Source organism: Aequorivita flava (assembly GCF_038742595.1).
GTDB classification, from domain to species: Bacteria; Bacteroidota; Bacteroidia; order Flavobacteriales; family Flavobacteriaceae; genus Aequorivita; species Aequorivita marisscotiae.
This window is the reverse complement of the sequence record NZ_JBANCF010000003.1, coordinates 230,849-257,256: the sequence shown is the minus strand read 5'-3', so window position 1 is coordinate 257,256 and position 26,408 is coordinate 230,849. Positions and strand designations below refer to the sequence as shown.

The 26,408-nt window shown below is 36.3% G+C and carries 28 protein-coding genes; 16 read left to right on the top strand and 12 right to left on the bottom strand.

The genetic code is table 11. The features are described from left to right. Positions 1–4: 4 nt before the first annotated feature. The 7 genes from VZD24_RS05975 to VZD24_RS05945 form a co-directional block, all read right to left on the bottom strand. Positions 5–292 (bottom strand): hypothetical protein, encoded by a 288-nt coding sequence (locus tag VZD24_RS05975; RefSeq protein WP_342687063.1) that lies wholly within the window; start codon positions 290–292, stop codon positions 5–7. 35 nt (positions 293–327) lie between these two features. Then, the gene (locus VZD24_RS05970; protein ID WP_342687064.1) at positions 328–1,743 is read right to left on the bottom strand and encodes a hypothetical protein; all 1,416 of its coding nucleotides are present in this window, start codon (positions 1,741–1,743) and stop codon (positions 328–330) included. A gap of 12 nt (positions 1,744–1,755) precedes the next feature. Next, on the bottom strand, positions 1,756–4,530 hold the full coding sequence (locus tag VZD24_RS05965; protein ID WP_342687065.1) for a hypothetical protein: 2,775 nt from the start codon (positions 4,528–4,530) through the stop codon (positions 1,756–1,758). Positions 4,531–4,563: 33 nt separating this feature from the next. Then, on the bottom strand, positions 4,564–5,370 hold the full coding sequence (locus tag VZD24_RS05960; RefSeq protein ID WP_279449257.1) for a hypothetical protein: 807 nt from the start codon (positions 5,368–5,370) through the stop codon (positions 4,564–4,566). Between the two features lie 89 nt (positions 5,371–5,459). After that, on the bottom strand, positions 5,460–6,008 hold the full coding sequence (locus VZD24_RS05955; RefSeq protein WP_279449256.1) for a peptidoglycan-binding protein LysM: 549 nt from the start codon (positions 6,006–6,008) through the stop codon (positions 5,460–5,462). A gap of 232 nt (positions 6,009–6,240) precedes the next feature. Further along, positions 6,241–6,789, bottom strand: coding sequence for a peptidoglycan-binding protein LysM (locus tag VZD24_RS05950; RefSeq protein ID WP_342687066.1), 549 nt, complete (start codon positions 6,787–6,789; stop codon positions 6,241–6,243). Between the two features lie 272 nt (positions 6,790–7,061). Beyond that, positions 7,062–7,625: a peptidoglycan-binding protein LysM gene (locus tag VZD24_RS05945; protein WP_279449254.1), complete on the bottom strand. Its 564-nt coding sequence runs from the start codon at positions 7,623–7,625 to the stop codon at positions 7,062–7,064. Between the two features lie 289 nt (positions 7,626–7,914). Between VZD24_RS05945 and gldJ the strand changes: the two genes are divergently transcribed. From gldJ to VZD24_RS05915, 6 genes are all read left to right on the top strand, one after another. Next, positions 7,915–9,573 (top strand): gliding motility lipoprotein GldJ, encoded by a 1,659-nt coding sequence (gldJ, locus tag VZD24_RS05940; protein ID WP_279449253.1) that lies wholly within the window; start codon positions 7,915–7,917, stop codon positions 9,571–9,573. 95 nt (positions 9,574–9,668) lie between these two features. Beyond that, the gene (locus tag VZD24_RS05935; protein WP_342687067.1) at positions 9,669–10,223 is read left to right on the top strand and encodes a nitroreductase family protein; all 555 of its coding nucleotides are present in this window, start codon (positions 9,669–9,671) and stop codon (positions 10,221–10,223) included. Between the two features lie 122 nt (positions 10,224–10,345). After that, on the top strand, positions 10,346–10,489 hold the full coding sequence (locus VZD24_RS05930; protein WP_342687068.1) for a hypothetical protein: 144 nt from the start codon (positions 10,346–10,348) through the stop codon (positions 10,487–10,489). Further along, positions 10,486–10,854, top strand: coding sequence for a BlaI/MecI/CopY family transcriptional regulator (locus VZD24_RS05925; RefSeq protein ID WP_342687069.1), 369 nt, complete (start codon positions 10,486–10,488; stop codon positions 10,852–10,854). The genes VZD24_RS05930 and VZD24_RS05925 overlap by 4 nt, the downstream gene beginning before the upstream one ends. Next, complete coding sequence (locus VZD24_RS05920) at positions 10,851–12,269, top strand: M56 family metallopeptidase (protein WP_342687070.1); 1,419 nt, start codon at positions 10,851–10,853, stop codon at positions 12,267–12,269. The genes VZD24_RS05925 and VZD24_RS05920 overlap by 4 nt, the downstream gene beginning before the upstream one ends. A gap of 204 nt (positions 12,270–12,473) precedes the next feature. Then, the gene (locus VZD24_RS05915) at positions 12,474–12,953 is read left to right on the top strand and encodes a hypothetical protein (protein WP_279449249.1); all 480 of its coding nucleotides are present in this window, start codon (positions 12,474–12,476) and stop codon (positions 12,951–12,953) included. A 1-nt stretch (position 12,954) separates the two neighbouring features. Here the strand turns inward: VZD24_RS05915 and VZD24_RS05910 are convergent, their stop codons facing one another. The 3 genes from VZD24_RS05910 to VZD24_RS05900 are packed head-to-tail and all read right to left on the bottom strand — an operon-like array spanning position 12,955 to position 15,977. Beyond that, positions 12,955–13,833 (bottom strand): hypothetical protein, encoded by an 879-nt coding sequence (locus VZD24_RS05910; protein WP_342687071.1) that lies wholly within the window; start codon positions 13,831–13,833, stop codon positions 12,955–12,957. Between the two features lie 36 nt (positions 13,834–13,869). Continuing rightward, the gene (locus VZD24_RS05905) at positions 13,870–15,009 is read right to left on the bottom strand and encodes a glycosyltransferase family 2 protein (protein WP_342687072.1); all 1,140 of its coding nucleotides are present in this window, start codon (positions 15,007–15,009) and stop codon (positions 13,870–13,872) included. Then, the gene (locus tag VZD24_RS05900) at positions 15,006–15,977 is read right to left on the bottom strand and encodes a lysylphosphatidylglycerol synthase domain-containing protein (RefSeq protein ID WP_342688775.1); all 972 of its coding nucleotides are present in this window, start codon (positions 15,975–15,977) and stop codon (positions 15,006–15,008) included. Before VZD24_RS05900 ends, VZD24_RS05905 begins: the two co-directional genes overlap by 4 nt. 29 nt (positions 15,978–16,006) lie before the next feature. Here VZD24_RS05900 and ruvC point away from each other — a divergent pair, with 29 nt between their 5' ends. Then, the gene (ruvC, locus tag VZD24_RS05895; RefSeq protein WP_279449245.1) at positions 16,007–16,567 is read left to right on the top strand and encodes a crossover junction endodeoxyribonuclease RuvC; all 561 of its coding nucleotides are present in this window, start codon (positions 16,007–16,009) and stop codon (positions 16,565–16,567) included. A gap of 1 nt (position 16,568) precedes the next feature. Here ruvC and VZD24_RS05890 read toward each other — a convergent pair whose 3' ends face one another. Continuing rightward, complete coding sequence (locus tag VZD24_RS05890) at positions 16,569–17,627, bottom strand: transporter substrate-binding domain-containing protein (protein WP_342687074.1); 1,059 nt, start codon at positions 17,625–17,627, stop codon at positions 16,569–16,571. 154 nt (positions 17,628–17,781) lie between these two features. Here VZD24_RS05890 and hemW point away from each other — a divergent pair, with 154 nt between their 5' ends. The 9 genes from hemW to VZD24_RS05845 all read left to right on the top strand — a co-directional run bounded on the left by hemW (position 17,782) and on the right by VZD24_RS05845 (position 25,927). Continuing rightward, positions 17,782–18,975 (top strand): radical SAM family heme chaperone HemW, encoded by a 1,194-nt coding sequence (gene hemW / locus VZD24_RS05885; RefSeq protein WP_342687075.1) that lies wholly within the window; start codon positions 17,782–17,784, stop codon positions 18,973–18,975. Next, complete coding sequence (locus tag VZD24_RS05880; RefSeq protein WP_342687076.1) at positions 18,975–19,721, top strand: cyclase family protein; 747 nt, start codon at positions 18,975–18,977, stop codon at positions 19,719–19,721. The genes hemW and VZD24_RS05880 overlap by 1 nt, the downstream gene beginning before the upstream one ends. A 1-nt stretch (position 19,722) precedes the next feature. Continuing rightward, positions 19,723–20,073: a DUF4260 domain-containing protein gene (locus tag VZD24_RS05875; RefSeq protein WP_279449241.1), complete on the top strand. Its 351-nt coding sequence runs from the start codon at positions 19,723–19,725 to the stop codon at positions 20,071–20,073. Positions 20,074–20,077: 4 nt separating this feature from the next. After that, entirely contained in the window at positions 20,078–20,695 is a 618-nt protein-coding gene (locus tag VZD24_RS05870) for a DUF4230 domain-containing protein (protein ID WP_279449240.1), read from the top strand. Beyond that, positions 20,692–21,621 (top strand): transglutaminase domain-containing protein, encoded by a 930-nt coding sequence (locus VZD24_RS05865; protein WP_342687077.1) that lies wholly within the window; start codon positions 20,692–20,694, stop codon positions 21,619–21,621. Before VZD24_RS05870 ends, VZD24_RS05865 begins: the two co-directional genes overlap by 4 nt. Before the next feature lie 26 nt (positions 21,622–21,647). Continuing rightward, complete coding sequence (locus VZD24_RS05860) at positions 21,648–22,007, top strand: MmcQ/YjbR family DNA-binding protein (RefSeq protein ID WP_342687078.1); 360 nt, start codon at positions 21,648–21,650, stop codon at positions 22,005–22,007. Between the two features lie 52 nt (positions 22,008–22,059). Further along, positions 22,060–23,832 (top strand): MutS-related protein, encoded by a 1,773-nt coding sequence (locus VZD24_RS05855; protein WP_342687079.1) that lies wholly within the window; start codon positions 22,060–22,062, stop codon positions 23,830–23,832. A 165-nt stretch (positions 23,833–23,997) separates the two neighbouring features. After that, complete coding sequence (locus tag VZD24_RS05850; protein WP_342687080.1) at positions 23,998–24,819, top strand: hypothetical protein; 822 nt, start codon at positions 23,998–24,000, stop codon at positions 24,817–24,819. A 112-nt stretch (positions 24,820–24,931) separates the two neighbouring features. Beyond that, complete coding sequence (locus tag VZD24_RS05845) at positions 24,932–25,927, top strand: metal-dependent hydrolase (protein ID WP_342687081.1); 996 nt, start codon at positions 24,932–24,934, stop codon at positions 25,925–25,927. On the opposite strand, the gene VZD24_RS05840 is transcribed toward VZD24_RS05845, so the two are convergent. Next, positions 25,924–26,352 carry a YybH family protein gene (locus VZD24_RS05840; RefSeq protein ID WP_342687082.1) on the bottom strand — a complete coding sequence of 143 codons (429 nt, stop codon included), beginning with the start codon at positions 26,350–26,352 and terminating at the stop codon, positions 25,924–25,926. The genes VZD24_RS05845 and VZD24_RS05840 overlap by 4 nt on opposite strands. Positions 26,353–26,408: the final 56 nt, after the last annotated feature.

Genomic DNA, 26,408 nt, shown 5'->3' with positions numbered 1-26,408 from the left:
AAAATTAGTTACGGTATGAGGTGCCAGTTTTATATCTTTGTTTTTCTTTTTTAAATTGGCTTTTTATTGCGGCGCTAAATGGGCCTATTTTTTCGATGGAATTATCGGTTGTGGCAATAACAAATGCTTCCTCTTCGTCAAAGATAGTGATGGTGCATAAAGGCATATCAATTATTTCTGAAACCGAAAAAAGTAAATAATCAAAAACATCGGCATAGCGCTTGTTTAGCGCATTTAGCTTCGTTATTGATTGATCTTGAACTGGGGCGGTTTTTGGGCTTACTATTTTCATTTTTTTTTATTATTAGATGGGGCGAATAAATACCCTTAAAGGGCGATAAAACTGTAAATAACATTTATTGAGTAGGTGTTTTTTTCTTTTGCTACCAATGATTGGGCAGCACTGGCTGAAATGGTATATTTTATATTCAAACTTTCATCGAGAACGGGGGTGCCGTTATTAATTATTTTTTGAGAGGTAGTAGACAGAGCCACATTTGATGAACCTCCCTCAATGCCCACTTGTAAAATGCTTGAAGGCACGTCAGATTGCACGCCAGACTTCCTAAAGAAAGGCGCATCTGTTTTAACGTTAAGCTCGTAGGTTTCATTGTTTGAAATCATTAATTGATTGGCAATTGTCTTGGTTTGCCCGTCTTGGTATTGCGCTATGGTATTGAATTCAAAATTAACCGCATTGCCCGAAGTAGGAATTGTTATTTCTGAAAGAGGAACAACATTTATTGTGAAATCTATATTCTGCGGTGAAGCGGTGGAATTGTCTGTGCTATTTGCATTCAAATTTATCTGAAACTTATACGTCCCTGCTTCATAAAAATGCGTTTTAAAGTCTTCTTTTGAAACAGAGGCTTTTAGTTGAAAACTATTTCTATTATCGCTTTCAACATTAAAATTATCTGAAGCAGTAAAATCTTTCCAGCTATTGGAAAGTGGCAACGTATTAATTTTCAGATTGTCTCCGCCAAGGTTAACAATTGCTATATTGCGCGTACCCTCAACTCCTTTTGAAGACGTAAACTGGATGGTGGAAGAAGCGCTTTTTCCAAACAACTTAAAGTCTACTGTGTTTCCTATTACAAAATCGCCCAAACTCGCTTGCACTTGTGTACCGCCAGACCTATATTGATTTAGCGAGTTTATTTGTCTATAAACAGAATTATTAGCAGTAAGCCACCAAATGGCTTTTGGTACGGAAATTATTACGTTGAAGGAAACTGGGGTAAAATCACCATCATAATTTTGCGTAACAGCCAAGGTATAATTTCCTGCGACAAAAGTGTTATTTAAAAAGACTGATGCAGGCATTTTAAATTTGAACGTTATATTTCCCGGATTATATCTGCCCGAGGGGTGTGGGTAGTACCAAGCTTGTGGGCTCATGGTGAAAGTTTGGAAACCAGGTAATCCATCTTTATTTTGAAGTGGCGCATCTTCGCCGCCAATGCTATTAAATTGCCAATGAAGTACAGAATTTGGTAATAAAACTCCCGAGTGGGACGTGTGAGAAAAATATTGACTGCTAGTGGCCCACATAGCCGGGTCGTTATGTTTATCCCATTTTTTTCCGTTTGTGGCATTCATAACAGTTTGAACAGTAAGAAATTCAGTGCCGTTAAAAATATTCTGTGCTGGCACAACGATGTTGACATTCTGGGCGTGTACAATGGCCGTACTACCTATTAGTAACAAAACCCCCAAAACAATCCAGTTATATGTTTTCATATTTTTCTCGTCTTAAAATTTCTTCACCTTAATTTCCGTATTCTTCTTTTTGAATTCAAAAGTTAGGGTTTTAGGATGAATTTCATTTTCCAAAATAACTTTTTGCGAAGCATTTGTATATTCGTATTTATTGTTCTCAATATAAATATCGTAAGCGCCATTGCCAAGAAATAATTCAAAGGTATCGTTTTGATCAACCACGGTGCTAATAACAATGCCTTTACGGTCTTTTGCATATACAACTACTCCACGTACAGAGGTGTTCAGTTTATCGTAAGCTTGTTTTTTCTCTACTAACTTGCCGATTACTTTATTCTTTTTCACCAAACTAATTTTAAGTGTTTTGTTTCTGTCCACTATTATATTTGGGTCCGTTACCATTCGAAGGCCAGCAGTTTCGTTAATTTTTAAGGTGTAGCTCCCCTTGGGCACATTGGAAAAACTAACTTTCCCGTTCTTGTCTGTAATGGCAATAAAATCGTCTAACTTAATGGTTTCGTGGGCTAGTGCAATTTCATCAGAATCAAAAACACCGTTAAAATTTTTATCGTGAAATAATTGTAAACTAAGCTTGTGATTGCCTACAGCAGTAGCTTTTATAAAGTATTTTTTAATCCCTACTCTAATTTGGTAATTGCTTCCTTTATACCCCAAATTCATTGTTGAGTTATATTGGCTGTAATTGCCATACCCGGTGGCAGACCAGCTTCGGGAGAATTTATACTCTAAATTTCCATTCAGCGTTTTGTTGGTATTGCTGTAAAGTTCGGAAAAATTAATTCCTGCTGCAATTGCACCTGTGAATGTATTGTTTATAGTATTAAAATTATAGGAAGCAAACGCACTGTAATTGAGAAAATTCTTGTTTTCCAAATTGTAGTTATTCAACTCCATAATGGTATTCGGATTGTACTGCGCAGAACCATTTAGTGAAAAACCGCCATATCTATACGAAAGATTGGTTTTTAAACTGTGAAACCAACTGTTATTGGAAGGACTTGAATACGAATATTCTGCCGAAAGATCGAAGCTGTGCCCACTGAAAGAAGTGCCTATGCTTGTGCGAAAACGATAGGATAGTAGTTCGTGTGCAAAGGAAGTATTTGTGCTTTTTTGTTTCTCAATTTGTGGTGAAAATGAAAAATTCCAGTTGGAGAACGAAAACTGTGTGCCAGTCTTTAAAGATTGTGTACTATAGAAATAATATGGATAATACCTCGTCTCATCAACATTAACCACTTCTTGATAACTTAAATATTCAGGCTGCACTTGCGAATTTTGGTATTGCAGAAACAGGCGTGCAAATTGAGAAACTTTAAACCCAATATTCTGATTAAAATTGAGTGAACCACGGTTTAACCCTGCATAGCTTTTACTGGCAATATCGTTTAACGATTGGAACTCCCATTTTCCAAATTTTGTTTGGTAATTCAATCCTGCACTTAAACCTACATTTTCATCGTGGTTTATTCTTCCTTTTTCGTGACTTAGTCCTGTTTCAACTCTAAAATTATGAGCTGAATTTAATGCAAATGAAGAAACAAAACTTGCAACTTGCGAATCTGTTTCTGAACGTGGATCATGGTCAAAAACATACGAAACCTTTCCGTTAAAGTCTTTAGAGTCTCCGAAGCTGTATTTTGCACCTGCTAATTTAGAGCCTTCGCTCTCTGGGAAATAGGTGCCATAAAGGTTGTAGCTATTGTCTAATGCGAAAACCTCTACGGCTTCATATTCGCCAAACTTTGTGTTTACTAATCCTCCTCTTCCCGAAACGGAATAGTCGTATTCGTTTGCGTAAATATTTCCAAGACGGAATACGGTGTTGTTTTTTTCAACTTCAAGCCAAGTATCGTAAAAGTTGTATTGGTTTTCGGTCAAGTAATAATCGGTAGCCAGATTAAAGGTTGCCTGCGTATCTTTTCCTAATAAAAATGTTGAATTTCCCTTTACTTGCAGATAGTTAAAGCCGCTGCTTTGTCCGTTATAACCAACTTCTACAAAATTTTTGCCCATCTCAGCGCCCGGCCCGCGCATTAGCTGCCGGTTGTTAGAAAGGATTATTAATTTTAAATAGGTGTTCCCAACATTTTCATTGTCTATTAAATCGGTTGCTCTTACATTAATATTGTAATCGGGATAAAAAGATCCTTGATGCTTTAAGGACACCTTAAATTCCACTAATCTTTTTTCCTGCCCTTCCAAAGCTAGAATAATTTCTCTAGGCTTAATCTCCAAACCATCTGGCACCCCTTGAAAAGTAAGTTTGATGGAACGCTGAGAAAAACCCCTGTTTTCAACAAACAAAGAAAGTGTAGATTCAGTCTGGGAAGGATCAATATAGTTTTCGCGCGTAAAGGAATATAACGCAATCTGCCTTTCTTCATTTCTATCAATAAAAAACGAAGCTTCTAAGTTTTCTTTTTTTCCTTCAATCAAGTAGGAGAGTTGATAGGATATTTCTTCCGACTTCATTTTCATAAAATCGGTATTTACTATAAACTTGATTGGCAATCTTTTTTCTTCCCCTTTTAAAAGCTTATATGTTGATTGAGGTGAAAGAAGTAATCCGGGATATGTTTCCTGTGGCTTCAGATTTTCCAGAGTAATTTCACTATCGCTATTGTTTTTGAGAACTATAAAATTGATAAAACTTTGCCCCTGCTTTACTGACAGCGAATCTTTTTCAAAATAAAAATCCAGTTGGTTTCCTTCTTGTGCATATCCATTAAAAATTCCAAAAAGTACAAGCACCAAGATTGGAGTTGTGTTTTTTAGGATAGGCAACGGTATGCAGTTTGGGGATATCAATTTCAGTTTTTAAAACTCGAAGGTTTTTTCACCGACTCGTAAATCGTTGGTTCCTGCCATTTTTATAATGGTAACTCCCAGATAAGTTCCTGTTAATCCTTCGGGTAAATTAAATTTTACAACTTGTTTGGTGCCGGGAAGCATAGAAATATTGATTGGGTTCAGTTTAAGTTCCTCGCCAGTTGAAGTATTTGTAAGTTCTAATTCTACAGAGGCGTCGTTTATTACATTGCCGTCGTTTTCAATACCAATTGCAACTTTTCGTGAAGTAGTATTTTCATCAGAGATATCCTCAATACTCATAATCTCCAAACTCAAGGTATTATTGTTTGGTGGGGTGCAATAAACGTGCAAACCAAATTCAAACAAGGCTATAATCCCTATTCCTTTTTGTTGCTCTGCTTTGTCTTTTTGTTTGCCAATCTGCGTAAAAAACAACATACTGTTTGTTACGGCCGAAGCTGAGGCGTCCACAGGAATTTTCATGGTAACTATAATTTCCTTGGTACTTTTAGCTGGAAGGTTTACGGATGACTCAGTGGTGGAGATCCAAGTAGCGTTAGAATTTTCTAAGGTACCAGGTTCAAAGTACACTTTGTTGCCATCTTCCTCTCTTTTCCAGTCTTTTGTGTTTATGTTAAACACATAATCTGTTTCTGAACTGTTGTTTAAAATTACAGGTTGACTTATTGTTTCGCCGGGATTGCCAGTAAAGAAAAGTCGCGTGGGCGACATAGAAATTCCTTGTGCAAAAATTGATTGGCCGAAGGAAGTACAAAAGAATAAAATAAGAGAATAATGCCAGTAGGTGCGCATAATACGATGTAGGGTTTTATAATGAAAAAAGATTCCCAAAATTACGTTAAAAAAGTAACTTAGGGAATCTTTAGGCGTTAAAACCAGATTTATAGTGCAGTAGCAGTATAAGTTACTGTTTGCGTATAGGTTCCTGCCGGTTTTCCTAAAATGTCCGTAGAAGAAGATCTAGCAGCAGGAATTAAATAATCTAGCTCTAAAACCACTGCGCTTCCCAATGTCGCGTTGCTGATCAATGTTTGGTCCGAGGTGGTCAAGACAATGTTTGCCGGTGTTCCGGTCATAGTTGTAGTACCGCCAGCAACTGGCTTAATGGTTAGTACATCCACAGGAATGTTGTTTGTTCCATCTGTAAAGTTAGCACCGTCAGCTTTTACTTTAATATCAAAGTTTTTTGTAGAAGTAACTTTCAAACTATTTGGAACGTTTACAGTAGTATCTGTGTTATAGTCTGCTGCTGTAACGTAGTTGAAAGCAACTTCTCCGCCAATGGCAACACTGCCGGCGTCGATTGAGATTACATCTGCTAAGATAATGTTTACTGTAGTAGTAGCAGTATTGTTTTGAGCTGCTGCGTTGTTAGTTCCGAAGAAAAATGCTCCAAGAGCTAGTGTAGAAATAATTAGTAGGTTTTTCATTTTATTAAATTTAGGGGTTGTTATTATTTTTTAAAAATGTCTTTTACTTTGTTTTTGACACTACAAATATAGAATGCATTGCAAGTTTAGTTTGTAGTAGAAGTTGTAAGTGTGTGTAGTTAATTAACTACAAGAGAAGATTTAAGTATTTTATAAATTTGAAAAGGATCCCCAAGGCTACAGCAACTGCATCCAAGGAGATCCCTAAATTTTATTCAGAATACTATTCGTATTATAGTGCAGTAGCAGTATAAGTTACTGTTTGCGTATAGGTTCCTGCCGGTTTTCCTAAAATGTCCGTAGAAGAAGATCTAGCAGCAGGAATTAAATAATCTAGCTCTAAAACCACTGCGCTTCCCAATGTCGCGTTGCTGATCAATGTTTGGTCCGAGGTGGTCAAGACAATGTTTGCCGGTGTTCCGGTCATAGTTGTAGTACCGCCAGCAACTGGCTTAATGGTTAGTACATTCACAGGAATGTTGTTTGTTCCATTTGTAAAGTTAGCACCGTCAGCTTTTACTTTAATATCAAAGTTTTTTGTAGAAGTAACTTTCAAACTATTTGGAACGTTTATAGTAGTATCTGTGTTATAGTCTGCTGCTGTAACGTAGTTGAAAGCAACTTCTCCGCCAATGGCAACACTGCCGGCGTCGATTGAGATTACATCTGCTAAGATAATGTTTACTGTAGTAGTAGCAGTATTGTTTTGAGCTGCTGCGTTGTTGGTTCCGAAAAAGAAAGCTCCAAGAGCTAAAGTTGAAATAATTACTAGGTTTTTCATTTTTATAGGGTTTAGGGTTTGATATTGTTTTTTATAATGTCAGTTACTTGTTTTTGACACTGCAAATATAGAGTGCGTTTCAAATTTGGCCTGTAGTAGAAATTGTAACTGTGTGTAGTAAAATAACTACAGAGGTAATATCAGACTATAAAAAATCCTAAAAATATGGCGGGCGCGCAGTAATAGTGCGAACTTCAGCCTATCTAATAAAATGACTTGTGGAATAACTTGCGTTATATATGAAGGGTATAACTAAAAAAAATGCAATATAATTAAATGGCGGTTAAGGTGTAGGTAACCTTTTGGGAATAAATGCCAGCTGGTTTTCCAAGTATATCTGAAGAGGTAGATCTGGCTTGTGGAATAATATAATCTAAATCTAAATTAAGTTTGCTCCCTTGGTCTGCACCAGAAATTAAAACTTGGTCCTGGGTAGATAAAACTACGGGAGCAGAAGAACCGGTTAATTGAGAACTCTCATTCTTTCGAATAGTTAGTACATCTACCGGAATATGGTGCGATCCATTTTCAAAAGTAGCGCCGTTTGCTTTTACTTTTAAATCGAAAGGTTTTGAAAATGTAATAATTAAGCTGTTGTTTATCGTAGCGGTCTTTTCTGAATTGTAATCATTTACATTTTCATATAGAAAATCAACAGTGCCACCATCGGCAACACTACCGGGTTCAATTGAGAGTACATCAGCCAGTACAAGGTTTATTGTAGTAGTAGCTTGTTGTGCTAACATTGAACTATTTCCAAAGAAAAAAAACGTAATAACAATTGCCGTAACCGCGATTACCTTATTGGATGAAAATGATAGCACGTAGTTTTTCATAGTTAAAATGATATAAATGAATTTCAAATATAAATTAAAAAATCAATTTTAAGAATTTTTTATGCACTTTATCCGAAATTTTATTCGCTTTAACCGAATTCTTATAGTTTATCTAAAAATAATGTTACTGCATTTAATCACTAATTCAATGATAAATATTTTATTTTAAGATGTTTAGCGGTCTCTCTATTTTTCGGCCTATGTTAACGTTACATTTATATTATTGCGTTAAAAAATTTGAAAGCCATGATTTTAATTTTATTTTTGAAATTCCTAAATCAAACTTTAAATGCCCCGAATCCTACTTGTCTTTTGTATAATTCTCTCTGTTTCCTGTTCCAACAAACGCGATTATAAAAACAGTTCACGAGCCACAGGATGGAAAATGATTGGTCGCACGGGTGGGTCGGCTAGTAATTACAATAAAACTACCAAGGAGCAAGAAACAGGACCAGGTTTGGTTTTTGTTGAGGGCGGAACTTATACAATGGGCCGCGTTCAAGACAATCCGCTAGGCGAATGGGATAATACCCCTACTCAGCAACATGTAATGTCTTTTTATATAGATGAGTCTGAGGTTACCAATATTATGTATTTAGAATATTTGGATTGGTTAAAACGTGTTTTTCCACCAGAGATAGACAATTATAAATACATTCTCACCAGCGCTATTCCAGATACTTTGGTTTGGCGCAATCCACTTGGCTTCAACGAATCCATGGTTAAAAACTATTTACGTCATCCAGCGTTTTCTGAATATCCTGTAGTAGGGGTTAGCTGGGTTCAAGCTGTAAATTTTTGTGAATGGCGCACAGATAGAGTGAATGAAAAAATTCTGGAAGAAATGAATTTTACAGCACGTAATGCACGGTATAACGTAACTGGCGATAAACTATTTTCTACCCATACTTACCTTCAGGCACCCACCTTAACGTATGGCGGTAGCGACTCTATTTTAAGTGGTGGGAAACGAGCCAGTAAATTGCTAAAATACAGAAATGACAGTACTGCTATAGGTGCCAAAAATATAAGCTTGTATTTACAACAAAAAGATGGTGCATTTCTTCCAGCGTACCGACTACCAACAGAAGCGGAGTGGGAGTACGCGGCCTTGGGACTTACAAGTATCAGGGAATACAATACACACAAGGGACGAAAAAAATATCCTTGGGACGGACAATATACTAGATCGGGCAAGCGTCAAATGAGAGGCGATCAATTGGCTAATTTTAAAAATTCTAAAGGCGATTATGGTGGCATTGCTGGCTGGAGCGATGACAATGCCGATATTACGGCTCAAGTAAAAAGCTATCCTCCAAACGATTTGGGTATTTACGATATGGCTGGAAATGTTGCCGAATGGGTTGCAGATGTTTATCGACCCTTAATTGCCGATGAGTATAACGACTTTAACTACCACCGCGGAAATATATATACCAAAGATTCAAGAAATCCAGATGGTAGTTTTAATGTTGTAACGCCAAACACTATTATTTATGACACTTTACAAACTGGAAAGCTAATTCCCAGACAACTTCCGGGTGAGTTGGTTCAAATACCAGTAGATGAAAACGAAACGTATCTTAGAACAAACTTTTCTACCAGCGACAACCGAAATTATATCGATGGCGATTTAAGCTCAAGAAGATATGGAAATAAAGATTCCCAAGAAGCTCGTCCAATGTATAATGCGCCGGTACACACCGCAAGGATAGATAGTGCTGGAAAAGTACATAGGCAATACGATAAAAGTTCCCATAGAACCACTCTTATAAATAATGAAGTGCGCGTATTTAAAGGAGGTTCATGGCGCGATCGTGAATATTGGTTAGATCCCGCTCAAAGGCGCTTTATGCCACAATATTTGGCTACAGACTATATAGGGTTTAGATGTGCAATGTCTAGAGTAGGTGCTAAGGCAATTGCTAAAAAGAAACCGCGAAATTAATTACAAACGGGAGTATTGTTTAAAAACACACATTACACTCAAATTGTTTGTTTTAATACCCGCATTTGCTATCTTCACGCCTCTAATTGATAGAAATGATTTTAAATAGTATAAAAAGCCGCCGCGCGGTTTTTCCAGCCCAATACAACAAACAACCCATTGCAAAGGAAGATGTATTAAATATACTCGAAGCCGCAAATTGGGCGCCTACCCATAAGCGTACCGAACCATGGCGATTTAGGGTTTTTCACGGTGTTTCACAAGTTGGTCTGGGTAAATTTATGGCCGAAACCTATAAACAAACCACCGAAAAATTCTCCGAATTTACATATAATAAGCTTATGGACAACCCTGTAAAGGCAGGCTGTGTAATAGTAATTTGTATGCAGCGCGACCCGAAAGAAAGCCTGCCAGAATGGGAAGAAATTGCCGCGACCGCCATGGCTGTGCAAAATATGTGGCTTACCGCTCACGACTTGGGAATAGGAGCGTATTGGTCTACTCCAGGTATTTTAAAATATATGGACAAGTTTATTCAATTGGAGGAGGGAGAACAGTGCTTGGGATTGTTCTATTTAGGCAAATACGACGAGCCTCTGCCCGAAGGAACACGAAAAAATTCTATTGAAACAAAAACTGTTTGGATGTAAATACCGAATTCAATCCAAATCATAAAATATAACCCTGACCGATTTTCCAAAATCAGTCAGGTTTTTTTAATGAAAAACTTTAACAACTAACAAATTAGTTCAAACTAATTATTTAGTTATATTTGACAACCGACAACCGACAACCGACAACCGAAAACCGACAACCGACAACCGACAACCGACAACCGACAACCGACAACCGACAACCGACAACCGACAACCGACAACCGACAACCGACAACCGACAACCGACAACCGACAAATGAAACAATTAACAAAAGCCGAAGAAGATATTATGCAGATCCTTTGGGATTTGGAGGAAGCTAATGTAGCATCAATTATAGAGCAACTGCCAGAGCCAAAACCTGCTTATAACACCGTTTCCACCATTGTACGTATTCTGGAAAGCAAAAATTTTGTGGATTACCGTAAAGAAGGAAGAGGCCATATTTATTTCCCAAAGGTGAAAAAAACCGAATACAGCAATCAATCCTTAAATAAGTTAATGGAGGGCTATTTTCAAGGCTCGTTTAAAAGCATGGTTTCCTTTTTTATGAAGAAGAACGATATAAGTATTCAGGAAATGGAAGCTATAATGAAAGAAATTAATTCTGAAAAAACTGGAAAATGATACACTTACTCCTACAAATATTCGTTTTTCAATGCCTGTTTTTGGCAGTGTACAACCTCTTTCTAAAAAAAGAAACCTTTTTTGGTTTAAACAGAATCTATCTGTTAGTCACTCCAATTTTGGGCTGCATTTTACCATTTATAAGTTTAGATTTTCTTCAGCAAACCGTGCCTCAGGAATTTGTGCAACAATTGCCAGCTGTTGTTATTGGCGCCAACACATTCGAAACAATATCAACTAATACAGGAACTTGGATTCCCAGTTTTTTAGATATTTATTTCTTGGGAATAACGGTTAGCGCTCTGTTTTTTCTTTATAAATACATTAAAATAGCAACCTTAAAAGCGGTAGTTACTATAAAAAATAACGATGGAACTAAACTCAAAATACTTCCGAATACCAATACTGCATTTTCGTTTTTAAACACTATATATTTAGGTGAAAATATTTCTGAAGCAAACAGATTAAAAATTATTGCTCACGAAAAAATTCATCTAAACGATAAACATTCGCTAGACCTGCTTTTTTTTGAATTTCTTAAAATCGTATTTTGGTTTAACCCGATGGTATATCTCTTCCAAAACCAATTGGCAACCCTACATGAATATATTGCAGATGCCAAGATTACCGCTCAAGAAAGTAAAGCTTCTTATTATCAAAACCTATTATCGGAAGTTTTCCAAACCGAGAAAATTTCATTCATCAATACATTTTTCAATCAATCATTAATCAAAAAACGAATTAGTATGTTACAAAAATCAAAATCGAAAAAAATCGCGCAACTCAAGTATTTATTGTTGTTGCCAGTAATTTGCAGTATGCTGTTTTACGCTTCCTGCAGCAACGAACCAAAGGCGGAGGAAACACAAACCGTGCAGCAATCAGACTCCGAAGTGATGAACAAAATCAACGAACTGGCCGAAGCTATTATGAAAAAGGGCGATATGACTCCCGAAGAGGAAAAAGCACTAAAACTGCTAACAACCCCTGCACAACCGGGCGATAAAGTTTATACATCTGTTCAGGAATATTTAAATGAAACTGCAGATGATTCTGACAAATCATTTTCCTTTTCCGAAATGGAGAAAGTGCCAACCTATCCCGGTTGTGAAGGTAATAATGAAGCATTAAAAAAATGTTTCACAGAACGGATAAGTGCCTTTGTTGGAGAAAATTTCAACACTAAACTTGGGAGTGATTTAGGACTTACAGGCAGACAAAGGATTCTTGTTCAATTTAAAATTGACAAATCTGGGCAAATAGTTGATGTTAAGGCACGAGCCCCAAAACCAGAACTTGAAGTAGAGGCCGTTCGTGTCGTAAAATTGTTACCACAAATGCAACCCGGTGAGCAAAAAGGTAAAAAAGTGGGCGTGATATACTCCCTGCCCATTGTTTTTGACGTTGTGGAATAAAACTTTATCTTAAGACCTTACAGGTTTTTAAAACCTGTGAGGTCTTTTTTACTTTCTTCTCAGTTCATTTTTTTTTAAATCGAGGTTAAAAGAGCTTCTCTTCTCAAGAAACCTTTGGAGTCTTTTTTTAATAAATAGTAACTTATCTTTCCAAAGAATTAACTTTCAGTAAATTTGTACTTTTCAAGTTGAATTTTTTCTGAAATGACACAGCGACTGTTTTTTGTTTTTCTTCTGCTACTGGCAACTTCCTGCCAGTTTTTTGAAACTGAAAAGGTTACTTCCGAAAAAATATACAAAGAGGAAATTAAAGCTATTGACTGGAAAGAAGTAGATCGGTATCCTTCATTTTCAAACTGCGAAGACAAATTAGAAAAACCTGAACAGAAAAACTGTTTTATCAATACAATTAGCAGTCACCTTTATAAATCTATCAGTCACGAAAATATTATTGCCGTACGCGAAGTTTCCGACACCGTAAAAGTAAATTTTGAAATAAGCAGCGACGGACAGCTACATATTTTGGAAATTAAAATGGATACTTTGCTGAGAAAAGAATTTCCCGGTTTAGAAAAATGGATTGTGCAAAGTATAGATTCGCTCAAGCCCATTGCTCCTGCCTATAAACGCGGTATTCCTGTAAAAACAAGATTTACCTTACCTGTGGTTATTCAAACCAATTAACTTAGAGTACAAATTTGTACCCAAGCGTTAAATCTATGGGAAATTCTGAATTACTATCTACATTTAAGCCTACAATATCGCTGTAGTTAAAAGTAATAAAACCCTTGCCCACTTTTACGTCTGCGCCAATTCCAAAAGTTAGAGGCGTATTAAAATCACCGCCCGATTCCGTATAAACCTGTGCTGGCCCTCCAAAAGGTATAACCGTGTATTCTCTACTGGAATAAGTAAAAGCAGCAAATTTGGCATTTATAAAAGCATCGAATTTTGTGGTTTTTACAAATTTAAAACGGTAGTTCAACGATAGTTGCGAAGCTGAATATTTATGCTCGTCGCTTTCAAAAGTTTGTTTAAATTGAAGCACCATAGCGTGCCGTTTTAATTTTACCGCATCAATTAATTCAAAGTCAATTCCAGCTACTGGCTGAAATGCATTCGTAGGATTTGAAGTGTAAATACTATTGCTAATACCCGCAAAAGCTCCGAGCCTAAACTGTAAAGCAATCGTTGCCGAATCTTCGTAAAAATTAGGGTTTTTTAATTTGTTGTACTTTGCAAAAAAAGTGTGCAAACTCGGTAAGGTTAAATTTACCTTTTCGGTAGAAACAGCAGCATCTTTGGTCTGCTGCTTCAAAACCACTTTGTATTCTTCTAAATATGTCCCGTTTTGTTTGGTGTTTTTAAGCTCTTCAATTTGGGCTCCCTTTTTTGAAAAATAGCGGTATTTACCGTCAATGGTGTTCCAAAGTAAGGTTAATTCGCCGTCAACTTCTGTATTCAAAGTATATGTTTGGCCATCTACAGTGTATTGCTGCTGGGCTTGCAGGGTACCTGCAAAAAGTAAAAACAACCAAACAAAATGAGGGAGAAACGGTTTCATAACAACTTATTTTTAAGTACGGCTAAGGTAAAAAATTTAATTTGTTTGTTGGGCTTTTTTAAAGGTTCGCCCTTTCCACAAATACGTTCCGTCCAAAGATCCAACAACTACCGCAACAATAACAATAGCATACAAAAAGGGCTGACGAATAAATTTCCAAAACGAGATTTTTATATCGAAAAAATCCCCCGATTGCAACAAAACTATATAATCGGTTATAATTTTAAAGCCGAGCAACGCGATATAAATTGTAGTATTTTCAGAATCAAAGATCATAAGGAAAGGCAAGGCTAAAACTGAGATATTAACTAAAAAAACAAGCATTCCCAAGAAATATGAAATTTTATTTTGCTGCTTTGAGATTTTTGAAGCCCAACGAATACGCTGGTTTAAAACCGCTTTCCAGTTTTTTTGTGGCTTGGTGATAACAATTGCGTCTTTCGATTTTAAATACAAGACTTTTTTCGGAAATGTCTGTTTTATTTTTTCCATCAAAAAAATATCGTCGCCACTGCCAATATGGTCGTTTCCTTTAAAACCATTCACTTTTATAAAAGCTTCTTTTTTATAAGTTAAATTGGCGCCGTTACTCAATAATATATTTTTATAACCAAAACTACCAATGGTTACTGCTTGTAAACTAAGTGCATCCAACTGTTGAAAATTTTCAATAAAACTCCCGTTAGATTTGTATAAAACCGGACCGCAAACCATCATTGGTTTATTTTTTTTAATAAAACCATCGAACGTTGTTAGCCAGCTTTTTGGCAATTCGCAGTCTGCATCGGTAGTTGCAATCCATTCAAAATTTGCGTGTTTAACGGCTTCGGTGATAGCATCTTTTTTGGGTGAAAAAGTGCGGCGTCTGTTTTGAATTAGGTTTATAGAAAGCTTACTCTTTACAGTAGCTTCGGAAATAATTTGTTCGGAAGTATCTTCCGAAGCGTCGTTTACAAATATAATTTCAAACATATTGGAAGGATAATGTAAACCTTCTATCGTTTCCAATAGTTTCGAGAGGTTTTCAGCTTCATTTCTAAACGGAATTACAATGCTAAAACCAGTTGTTTGCTTTGCAACTTTTTCAGAAAATAATGGTACCTTTTTAAATCCGAAGGCCAAAATTAGCATACAAATAATGTACGCCACATATAGGGTGGAAAAGACCCAAATCATCGGGTAGCAGGTTGATAGGTAAAAACAAAAAAGCTACCCAAGATTGAAGGAATTACAAAATTTAAAAGCCACATTGCCAATACGGACCATAAAACTGTAAGTTCAGAAACCCCTACTAGCGAAAACAGCCACACCGCAACTCCGCCGCGAATTACCACATCTAAAAAAAAAATTGAAGGCAATACAGATACCAAAAAATACATTGCGAATATTAAAGGAAGGGCTGCTGAAACGCTTATATTCCCTCCAAAAAATAATAAAAGTGCATAAAACATTACGCTAAAAATTACATAGCGAAAAACCGAAAAGAGTATTGTTTTTAATTTAACTTGACGGGGTAACTTATAATAAAAACGAAAAACCCTCGCCACAGAAAGATCTTTAAATAAAAGCACTTTATCTTTAAAAAAATAGCCGAGTACAAAAATCAAAATCACACTAACTAAAGCAATCGCTACAGTTGTTATAGAATACGTAATATTGAAGTTTTGCAGTAAATATAACAATCCAAAAACTCCAAAAATTGTGGTGACAAACATTTGTGTCGTACCGGAAAAAAAATTTAAAAGAAGTATTTTTTTACGCAATTTCGCTTCAAAAAACAAAGCTTTCGCACCGTAATCTCCAATGCGGTTAGGTGTTGCCAATGAAATGGTTAGCGCCGCCAAACTCTGTTTTAAAGCCGTTTTAAAATTTATTTTTTCTACTGTGGAAAGTAAGGTTTGCCACTTTGCTATTTCAAAATACCAGTTGGCAGCTGCTAGAATTAAAAACAACAAAAACGGATACCCTGAAACAATTCCCTTGGAAAAAACCGAGGATGTAAATGCTTCTAAATCTACCGATGAATAGTTTTTCAGTTTATAATAAATATAGCCAAAAGTTATTGTGAGCACCAAAACTTTTGCGGTGGCAAGTAGATATTGTTTAGCTTTGTGCGATTGGGCGATCATGATGCTAAAATACAAATTCCTGTCTAGGCAGGATCTTCTTCTAGATGGAAAACAAAACTGAAAAAATAATTTTAGGAATTGATCCCGGAACCACAATTATGGGTTTTGGGCTTATAAAAGTTGTAGGAAAAAAAATGAAGTTTTTACAACTCAATGAGCTTCAACTAAAAAAATACGACGACCATTACCTAAAGTTAAAACTTATTTTTGAACGAACCGTAGAGCTTATAGACACACATAAGCCAGACGAAATAGCCATTGAGGCACCTTTTTTTGGCAAAAACGTTCAATCAATGTTAAAACTTGGAAGAGCGCAGGGAGTGGCAATGGCAGCGGGACTTTCACGGGAAATTCCCATTACCGAATACTCGCCCAAAAAAATTAAAATGGCTATTACCGGAAATGGCAATGCCAGCAAGGAGCAAGTGGCTAAAATGCTGCAAAGTGTTTTAAGTTTAAAGGAATTACCAAAAAATTTAGACAGTACCGATGGTTTGGCAGCGGCGGTTTGCCATTTTTACAATATGGGGAAAGTTGAGGTGGGCAAAAGCTACACGGGCTGGGCTGCTTTTGTAAAACAGAATGAAGGTCGTGTAAAAAAGTAACTTAATTTCTAGAAATCCAATCTTCCACAATATGCGAAATTTCCTTTGTATCCTGTAAATGAATAATTTCTAAATCAACCTTTCTTTTTAAATTGCTTCCTATAGGAAACACAAAACCGTAATACTGCGGTTCAATTTTCTTTTTACTCAACACATAATGATCTTTTTCTTTATCTGAAAAAATATATTCCAACGGAATTTCATCATAAATTAAAGCATCTACTTTTTTCTCCAAAAGCAACTTGTAACCCTCCGATACCGTTTTTACAGCTATGGGTTGCCCATCTACATTCCGAACCCGATCCATTATTTTTTTGTAATCTGGTACCGCCACTTTTTTACCATCTAATTGCTGTATGCTGGTAATGGTTTTGTCTTCGCGCGCGGTAAGTGAAAGCGTGGTTGCAATTCCGGCCACAAAAGAAGTAGCAAGAATTAGCGATAGTATCATCCACGAACCCATAACTACCCTGCCCGCTGGGGTGCGTGGCGAATAATCGCCATACCCAACCGTGGTCATCGTAACAATGGCCAACCAAATACCCGAGCCAATGCCCTGGTGTATGCGCTCTCCGTAGTCTTCTTTGAATTTTCTACCTTCCACCAGCCAAAATAAAAAGCCTACAATGGTAAGTATTAACAATAATCCAAGCACTGCAAATAAAAATGTTTTTGAGAAAATAGGACTCACTTTTTCCCAAACCGTAAGTTCTTGTACAGGCGCCAAAATGGCCATTTCGGTATTGTAATAGGGTTGTGAAAACGAAATTTCCTCGGCGCGTTCCTCATTTATTGTGGTCGGGCCCAACAGGATGGCTATTTCGTTATTTTTTGCAGCTTCAATTCCCGCTTCAACCGAAGCGTATTCCTGCAATGTATATTTTAGGTTTAGATCAAAGGCAATTTCTTTCCAAATATCAAATACGATTCCTTCCTCATTTTCACCTTCAATTACAAAGGGAGCCGAACCTGCATATCCTACCCGAATTATTTCATCATTAGTTTGTGCAATAGAAAGAAAGGAAAACAATAAAAGAAAAAAACATAAATAACGATGCATAATTTTAATGGTTTATCAACGATTTTTGATTGTCAACTTTTAAAATGAAGAAGTCCAATTTCGGTAAAAATAATAACTAATTTTGAAGACTTAATACGTTTTTGTGGTTTTAAAAATTCTATATATTTAAAACGGCAGATAATAGTTTAGGATTATGCCGAAAAATACAATGCTCAATCACGATTATAACAGGCAGAATAGTGGCGGAATTTACATTCACATTCCGTTCTGTAAGCAAGCTTGCCACTACTGCGACTTCCACTTTTCTACTTCCATAAAGAAAAAGCCCGAATTGGTCGAAGCACTGTGCAAAGAATTGGCAATGCGAAAAAATGAATTAAAAACCGAAGTTGAAACCATTTATTTTGGCGGCGGCACCCCTTCATTGTTAACCATTGGGGAATTACAATTATTGATTGGTGAAGTTTACAAAAACTTCAAAGTTTCGGAAAATCCTGAAATAACTCTCGAGGCAAACCCAGATGATATTGTATCGGTCCGTGCGCAGTCGGAAACTATTTTTAGCGATTATAAAACCATCGGTATAAACAGACTCTCTATAGGAATTCAATCTTTTTTTGAAGAAGATTTAAAGCTCATGAACCGCGCGCACAATGCTGCCGAAGCGTTGGAGTCTATAAAGGAGGCAAAACAATATTTCGATAACATCAGCATCGATTTAATTTATGGCATTCCCGGAATGACCAACGAACGCTGGAAGAAAAATCTGTCTATTGCTTTAAGCTTACAGGTACCGCATCTTTCGTGTTATGCATTAACCGTTGAGCCAAAAACGGCTTTAAAGAAATTTATTGAAAAAGGAATCGTACCGCCCGTAGATGAAGCCGTTGCAAAACAACATTATGAAATTTTACTTAGCGAAACCGAAAGGGCAGGTTACGATAATTATGAATTTTCAAATTTTGGAAAACCAGGTTTTCATTCGCGTAATAATACGGCATATTGGGAAGGAAAACCTTACTTGGGCATTGGACCATCGGCACACGGTTACGATGGCAATTCGCGGAGTTGGAATGTTTCAAACAATACAAAATACATAAAAAGTATTAAAGCCGGCATACTGCCTTTAGAAACCGAAACCCTTTCAAAACCCGATAAATACAACGAATATATTATGACGGGATTGCGAACTAAAAAAGGGGTGTCAATAGAAAAAGTTATACGGGAGTTTGGTCCAAAATACTCCGAATATCTTTTAAAACAAGCCGAAGATTCATTAAAAAACAAACTTTTAATACTTGAAAATCAAACATTGAAAGTTTCAAAAAAGGGAAAGTTTTTAAGCGATGGTATTGCGGCCGATTTATTCTTAGTAAATTTAGATTGATGAAAACCACGATAGAAATTCAAAATAAAACCATACTCGTTAACCTATCCAAACCATTGGATATTTCAATCCCTTTGCAAGCATCGGAAAAGAATCCATTGGCTTGGTACCAAAACAAACCCACCATTAAACCCGTAATAATGGGTGAGTGGACGGGAAAAGTTTGCGAAGGTGCTTCGGTAAATTTCAACAATGTTTTTTTCAATCCGCACGCCCACGGTACACATACCGAATGTTTTGGACATATTTCAAAAGAATTCCACTCTATAAACGACTCATTAAAAACCTTCTTTTTTTTAGCCGAAGTAATTTCGGTACAACCCGAAAAAGTAGGGGAGGACGAAATCATTTCCGAAGAAAGCATTAAAAAATCCTTAAACGGAAAAACCCCCGAAGCCGTTGTAATTAGAACGCTTCCGAATAATTCAGAAAAAAAATCGAAACATTGGTCCAATACCAATTGGCCGTATCTTAACGAAAAAGCAGCGCTGTTTTTAAGGGAAATAGGCGTAAAACATTTGTTGATTGACTTGCCCTCGGTAGATAAAGAGAAAGACGACGGCAACCTTTTGGCACATAAAGCTTTTTGGAATTATCCGAAAAACCCTCGTACAGATTGTACAATTTCAGAACTAATCTTTGTTCCCACTGCAATTAAAGACGGTAGCTACTTGCTTAACCTGCAGCTAGCCTCATTCCATAATGATGCTTCGCCCAGCAAACCAGTTTTATATAAAATTTTTTAAGATGAAAACAACCTTAAAACTCGAAGAAGCGGCGCAATTTATTTTGGCAATTTTTCTTTTTTCGCAGCTAGAATATGCGTGGTGGTGGTTTCCCGCGCTATTGCTCACTCCAGACATTGGAATGATTGGGTATTTAATAAATTCTAAAAGTGGTGCATTTACATACAATCTACTTCACAACAAAGCCATAGCCATCGCTATTGGTTTGGTAGGGTTTTACGGTAACTATTCGTTGTTAATTTTAATAGCTGTAATTTTGTTCGCTCATGCGTCGCTGGATAGAATTTTTGGATATGGATTAAAATTTCCAGACAATTTTAAACATACGCATTTGGGAAGAATAGGAAATTAAAATTATGGAATATCTATTTATAGGATTAGCTGTTGGCGCCGTTTTGGCATACTTTATTTTCGCGCGATTTGGCGGCGGGGGAAGAAGGGAAAAGGTAAACGCCCAATCGGTTATTTTAATGGAAAAAATTAGAAGTGTTTGCAAATTCATTACGGTTGAAGGTGATTTTTCTGAAATTTTCCACTACGAAAATGTAAAGGATAAATGGCTCAATTTAGTACTAGGGAAGAAGAAAGCCCTTATTTTAATTGATGCAAAAGCGCACATTGGTTTTGACCTCACCAAAGTACGGATGCACGCCGATACCAAAACCCGAACAATTGTTTTAACTAATTTTCCCCAACCCGAATTACTTTCCATTGAAACAGATTTTAAATATTACAATAAAAAAGAAGGTTGGGCAAACCCATTTACTGCTGGCGATTTAACCGAAATAAATCAAGAAGCCAAAAAACATATTGTCGCCAAAATTCCAGAGAGTGGTTTGCTGAACGAAGCTTCAAAACAAGCGTTGGAAACCATTCAACTTATGGAAAAATTAGTTGATACTATTAATTGGAAACTTGATTACACAGCCTTGCAAGTTGATGAAATACCCCAAAAAATTGCCTTGGAAAAATGAAGCTGCTTTTTTGGTTTTTTATTGCATTGAATATTTCGGCTTTTGGGCAAGACTATCAGCGCGTTGACGCTATTCTTACAATGTATCCAGATTCATTTGAGAGTCCGGAGAAACTTTCAAAATTCATCTCCCGCGATTTTGTTTCCGAAAAAGATAAAGTAAGAGCAATTTATACGTGGATTATTCACAATATAGCGTACAATCCAGATGAATATAAAAAGTTTGATTATAAGTTTTCCAACTATCGTGAACGTAATGAAAAGGACGAAAAACTTCGAAATAACATTATTCAACGTACTATAAAAACCGGTCAGGCTGTATGCGAAGGCTATGCCATGCTATTTGAAAGACTTTGCGAGTTGCAGGGAATAAAAAACTATTTGGTACGAGGCGATATAAAATCTAATTTTTCAGATATTGGGCGGCCTTTTAAACGTATTCATATGTGGAATGTGGCTACAATTGACGGGAAACCGTATTTGTTTGATGCTACCTGGGGCGCAGGAAAGTACAACGAAAAATTTATTAAGGATCCTACGTATTTTTATTACAAAACCCCGCCAGAATTATTTATAAAAACCCATTACCCCGATATGTTTGAAGACGCTTTTTTAAATGATACAATTACAAAAGAGCAGTTTGCGGCAATGCCTCTAATAATTAAAAGAGAACTATTGCCAACAGATATTGAATCTCCCAAAAGTGGTTTGTTATTTGAAGAGGAATATTACGACGAAATTTTATTCTCCATAAAAAATATTAATCCTGCAAAAATTTCATATTCGTATGGAGATCAAGTTGTACCAATTAAATCTGTAGAAAGAGAAGCAGACCGAATAAAGTTTAACGTGCCCTTAATTATAGGAGCAAAGATTTTGCTAATTTATATTGATGAAAAACCGGCCTTGGGTTATAAAATAAATTAATGAGCACCATTGCCATTTAGCAGTTTATGAATATAGAAGAGTTTAGAGAATACTGTATTTCCAAAAAAGGGGTAACCGAATCTTTTCCCTTTGGCGAAGACACGCTGGTGTTTAAGGTAATGGGTAAAATGTTTGCCCTCGTGGGTTTGGAAAACTACCCTGCAACAGCCAATTTAAAGTGTAATCCTGAACGAGCCATTGAACTGCGGGAAGCATACGATGGCTTAATTGTACCGGGCTATCACATGAGTAAAGTTCATTGGAATACTGTGGCATTAGAGCAAAATGTGCCACATAATTTGCTGCTGGAATTGATAGATCATTCGTACAATTTAGTTGTGGATAGTCTTACTAAAAAATTAAAAACAGCGCTCGAAAATCTGTAATTTTGCAATATCCCCAAATCGCTAAATCCCTAAAGGTTTTAACCCATACATAATGAATAATCCTTCAGCTTTTTATAAAACACAAATTGAAATACATTCCCAAGCTTTAAAAAAACTTAAACAAAAATTGGCCGTTTCCAGTACACTTCGGTTGTTTGTTTTTATAGCGGCGTGTGTTGGGTTGTATTTTTTCTTCGGAAATGCCCAAGCAGTACTAACTATTGTTTTTTTAACTATCGTGATTTTTATCTATTTGGTAACAAAGCATAGCGAACTTCAATACCAACGCGATTTAAAAAAAGCATTAATTGACCAAAATGAGACGGAACTCGAAGTGTTAAACCGGGTTTTTCATCATTTGCCGGACGGCGAAAAGTATAAGAACCCCCTTCATTTTTATAGTCAGGATATAGATCTTTTTGGGCGTGGCTCTTTTTTTCAATATTTAAATAGAACCTCGTTATTAAGTGGTTCCGATTTTTTGGCAAATATTTTTATTGAAAACAAAATTGAAGCCATTTCAGAGAAGCAAAAAGCTATTGCAGAAATTTCTGAAAAACCCGAATGGCGGCAGCGGTATTCGGCAATTGCATCCTTGGTAAAAACTGAAAGTCCCGCCTCAGAAGTTAATGATTGGTTACAGCAGTACAAAGCTTTTATTCCCAATTGGATTAAGCCTCTTTCACTAGTATTTACAATGGTTTCCGTCGGATTAATTGTAGCCAATTATTTCGGTGTTTTATCGGGCTATTTTACAGCTGGATGGCTTATATTGGGAATTATAATTTCAGGAATATTTCAAAAAAAAGTAAATAACCTTACTTCGCATACTTCAAAAATACAGAGTACTTTCGAGCAATTTTACAAACTAATTTTAGAAATTGAAAACGAGGACTTTTCTTCTGAAATACTTTCTAAAAAACGAAATTCGGTAATTCAGTCCAAGACAAAAACATCTGCGGTAGTAAAACAATTTGCAAGATATTTAGATGTTTTGGAACAGGGGAATATTATGATTTTTGGTACGCTTATCAATGGTTTTACCCTTCGTAATCTGCGCCAATGTTACAATATAGAAAAGTGGATTAAAACGCATAAAGATAGCGTCCCTGCTTGGTTTAATAGCATAACATTTTTTGATGCCTACAACAGTTTGGGGAATTTTAAATTTAATCATCCCAATTATATTTTTCCAGAAATAAACGATAAAATTCCCGTGCTAAAAGTAAAAGGAGCGGGGCATCCACTACTGAAAGAAGCTACGATGGTTCGCAATGATTTTCAGATAAACTCGGAAGAATTTTTTATTGTTACTGGCGCAAATATGGCTGGGAAAAGTACATTTTTAAGAACGGTTTCGCTTCAAATTGTAATGGGGAATATTGGGCTGCCAGTTTGTGCCGAAAAAGCCGAATACAACCCAATAAAACTTATTACCAGTATGCGAACCACCGATAGTTTAACCGATGATGAGTCGTACTTTTTTAGTGAATTAAAACGCTTAAAATTTATTGTGGACGAAATTAAAACCGACCGTTATTTTATTATTCTCGATGAAATTTTAAAGGGTACAAACAGCACAGACAAGGCCATCGGCTCCCGCAAATTTGTGGAGAAACTCGTTGCGAGTAATTCTACGGGAATTATCGCAACGCACGATTTAAGTCTGTGCGCCGCCGCTGAAGATTTGTCCGAAGTAAAAAATTATTTCTTCGACGCTCGAATTGAAAACGACGAACTTTATTTCGACTATACTTTTAAACCCGGAATTTGCCAAAACATGAACGCCTCTTTTCTATTAAAAAAGATGCAAATTGTAGATTAAAAAAATATAAGCTACACATTAATAGATGTTTGTGTTTTTTTATTTACATTTAGCAATCTGATTCCTATACACTCTTTCCTCCATAAAATTTTATTTTACAGTCTGTCCCAAATATTAAACTAGTAATCAATTTTAATATTTATACTAATTTAATTTTATGGAATTATGAAAACAACTACCAACCTTAAGTTTATTGCAGTAGCATCTATGATGTTGCTATTTAATTTTAGCCTTTTTGCACAAAATGCGAACAGACCACAGTATATGTCTGTTACCACGAACCATTGGAATATGGATAAAGATGATTTCAGTATGAGTGATTGGAAGGCATTAGAAAAGGAATATTTACAAAAAGTTGTAAGTAAAAACGAACATGTTACGTCTGCGTCCTTTTACACACATTTATTTTCACCCGATAATACCGAAGTACTTTATGTGCAAACATACCCTTCTTGGGAAGCCATGGATAAAGCGGCTAAACGCAGTGCTGAACTTGAAAAACAAGCTTGGCCGGATGACAAAGCGAGAGCTAATTTCTTTAAGAAACGCAATGATTATTTTGCAGCATACCATTCCGATGAAATTTATGCTCCGATTGATGGCGCCAAGTTATTGCCTGCTGACAACACGAAAGATTTAGTGCTTTACGTTCGCAAAACATATTTTACTTTTCCGGAAGATGGTTCGCAAAAGGAATTTGATGAAATGCGAGCAGATAATTTTGCTAAAGTTCTTTCAAAGAACGAATACATCAAAGGATATTACCCAAATGTTCACGCTTGGGGCAGCGATAAAACCGAATTTATAGAAGCGTTTTTCGTTGATTCTTTATGCGATATGGAGAAAATGTTCGATAAAAATGGCGAGTTAATTGGCCAAGCTTGGCCAGGAGATTCCGGAATGGAACGCGGTAAAAAATGGGGTAAATATTTTACGGGCAAACACGGTGATGCCGCATATACGCTAATCGCGGAACTTTCAAAATAAAACTTTAAAATTTCTACTTTATCTAAAAAAGGATGTTTTAAAAAAGCATCCTTTTTTTATATTGAGGAAGGGTGTATTTTCGCGGCTTGGCTCTTGTAAATATTAGCTTTTAATGGATTCAGTAACACAAATAGTTTTAGGAGCGGCGGTTGGCGAAGCGGTTTTAGGTAAAAAAATTGGGAATAACGCAATGGTTTTAGGAGCAATTGCAGGTACAATTCCTGATTTAGATGTGCTTTCCAGCCATTTTACCGATACCGTTACCGCTTTGGAAATTCACCGCGGCTTTACGCATTCCATCGTTTTTGCTGTTACTTTCGGACTTCTTTTTGGGTGGCTACTTTCACTCTGGGACAAACGGGCAAGTTTAAAGGAATGGTCGTGGTTTTGGTTTTTGTGCTTTGTTACACACCCGTTGTTAGATGCCCATACCACTTGGGGAACACAGCTCTTTTGGCCTTTAGATTTGCGGTTGGCGTATAAAAATATATTCGTAATTGATCCGCTTTATACCTTGCCATTTTTAGTGTTTTTAATTTTGGCAATGCTTCAGAAAAGAGGCAGTATTAAAAGAAGAAAATATAATAATCTCGGTTTAATTGTAAGCAGTGCGTATATGTTGCTTACTATTGTTCTAAAAGGAATTAGTTATACTAAATTTCAGTCTGCCTTAGACCATCAAAACATTGATTACCTTGCTTTGGATACCAAACCCAGCCCACTGAATACGATTTTATGGACGGCAAATGTGGAAACTAAAGACGCCTTTTTAATAGGCGATTATTCGTTTTTTGATTCAAAACCCATTCAGTTTTATTCGCATCCGAAGAATCACGAAGCTCTAGGCAATTTAAGGGAATTCGACAAAGTGCAACGCCTTATAAAAATTACACAAGGTTGGTACACAGTTTCAGAAAAGGAAAAAGGTATTTTTTTAAACGATCTTCGTTTTGGAATGATAAGCGTAGATCCGCAGGCCGAAAAGTATGCTTTTAGTTTTTTAATCGAAAAGACTGGAAACGAGGTAACCGTTACCGAAGAAGAAAAAGATACGCGCGAGGCCAAAAAATTATTGACAGATCTGTGGGAGCGGATTAAAGGAAATTAACAACTTAAATCTGCAATAATTTTCCACTCACCTTCAATCTTTCTGAAAATAATCATAAAAACACCATTTGCATTGCCCGCATCACGCACTAAGTGATATTGGCCCATTACGTAATATGAATTTTTTTCAATTTTGGTAATTGCGTCTATAGTAAACTTTAATGTTCCGGTATGTGCTTTTGACGGATATCCTTTTTTATAGTTATCCAGCGTTTTTTGCCAACCATTTGTAACACCTTTGCTGCCGTAAAATTTTAAGGAATCGCTTTTCCAATACCCCTGCATAAAACCTTCAAGATCGTTATTGTTCCAGGCAAGTTCCTGTATTCTTAATACCGAAATAATGGCTTCTTTATCAGTTGCTTCGGTTTGGGAAGCGGCGTGTATGGTAGTGATTAAACACAGTAATAGAATAATTTTTTTCATAATTTAAATGTTTCGATTAAAGATAAATTTATTTTTAAACTGAAGGGTTTAAAATG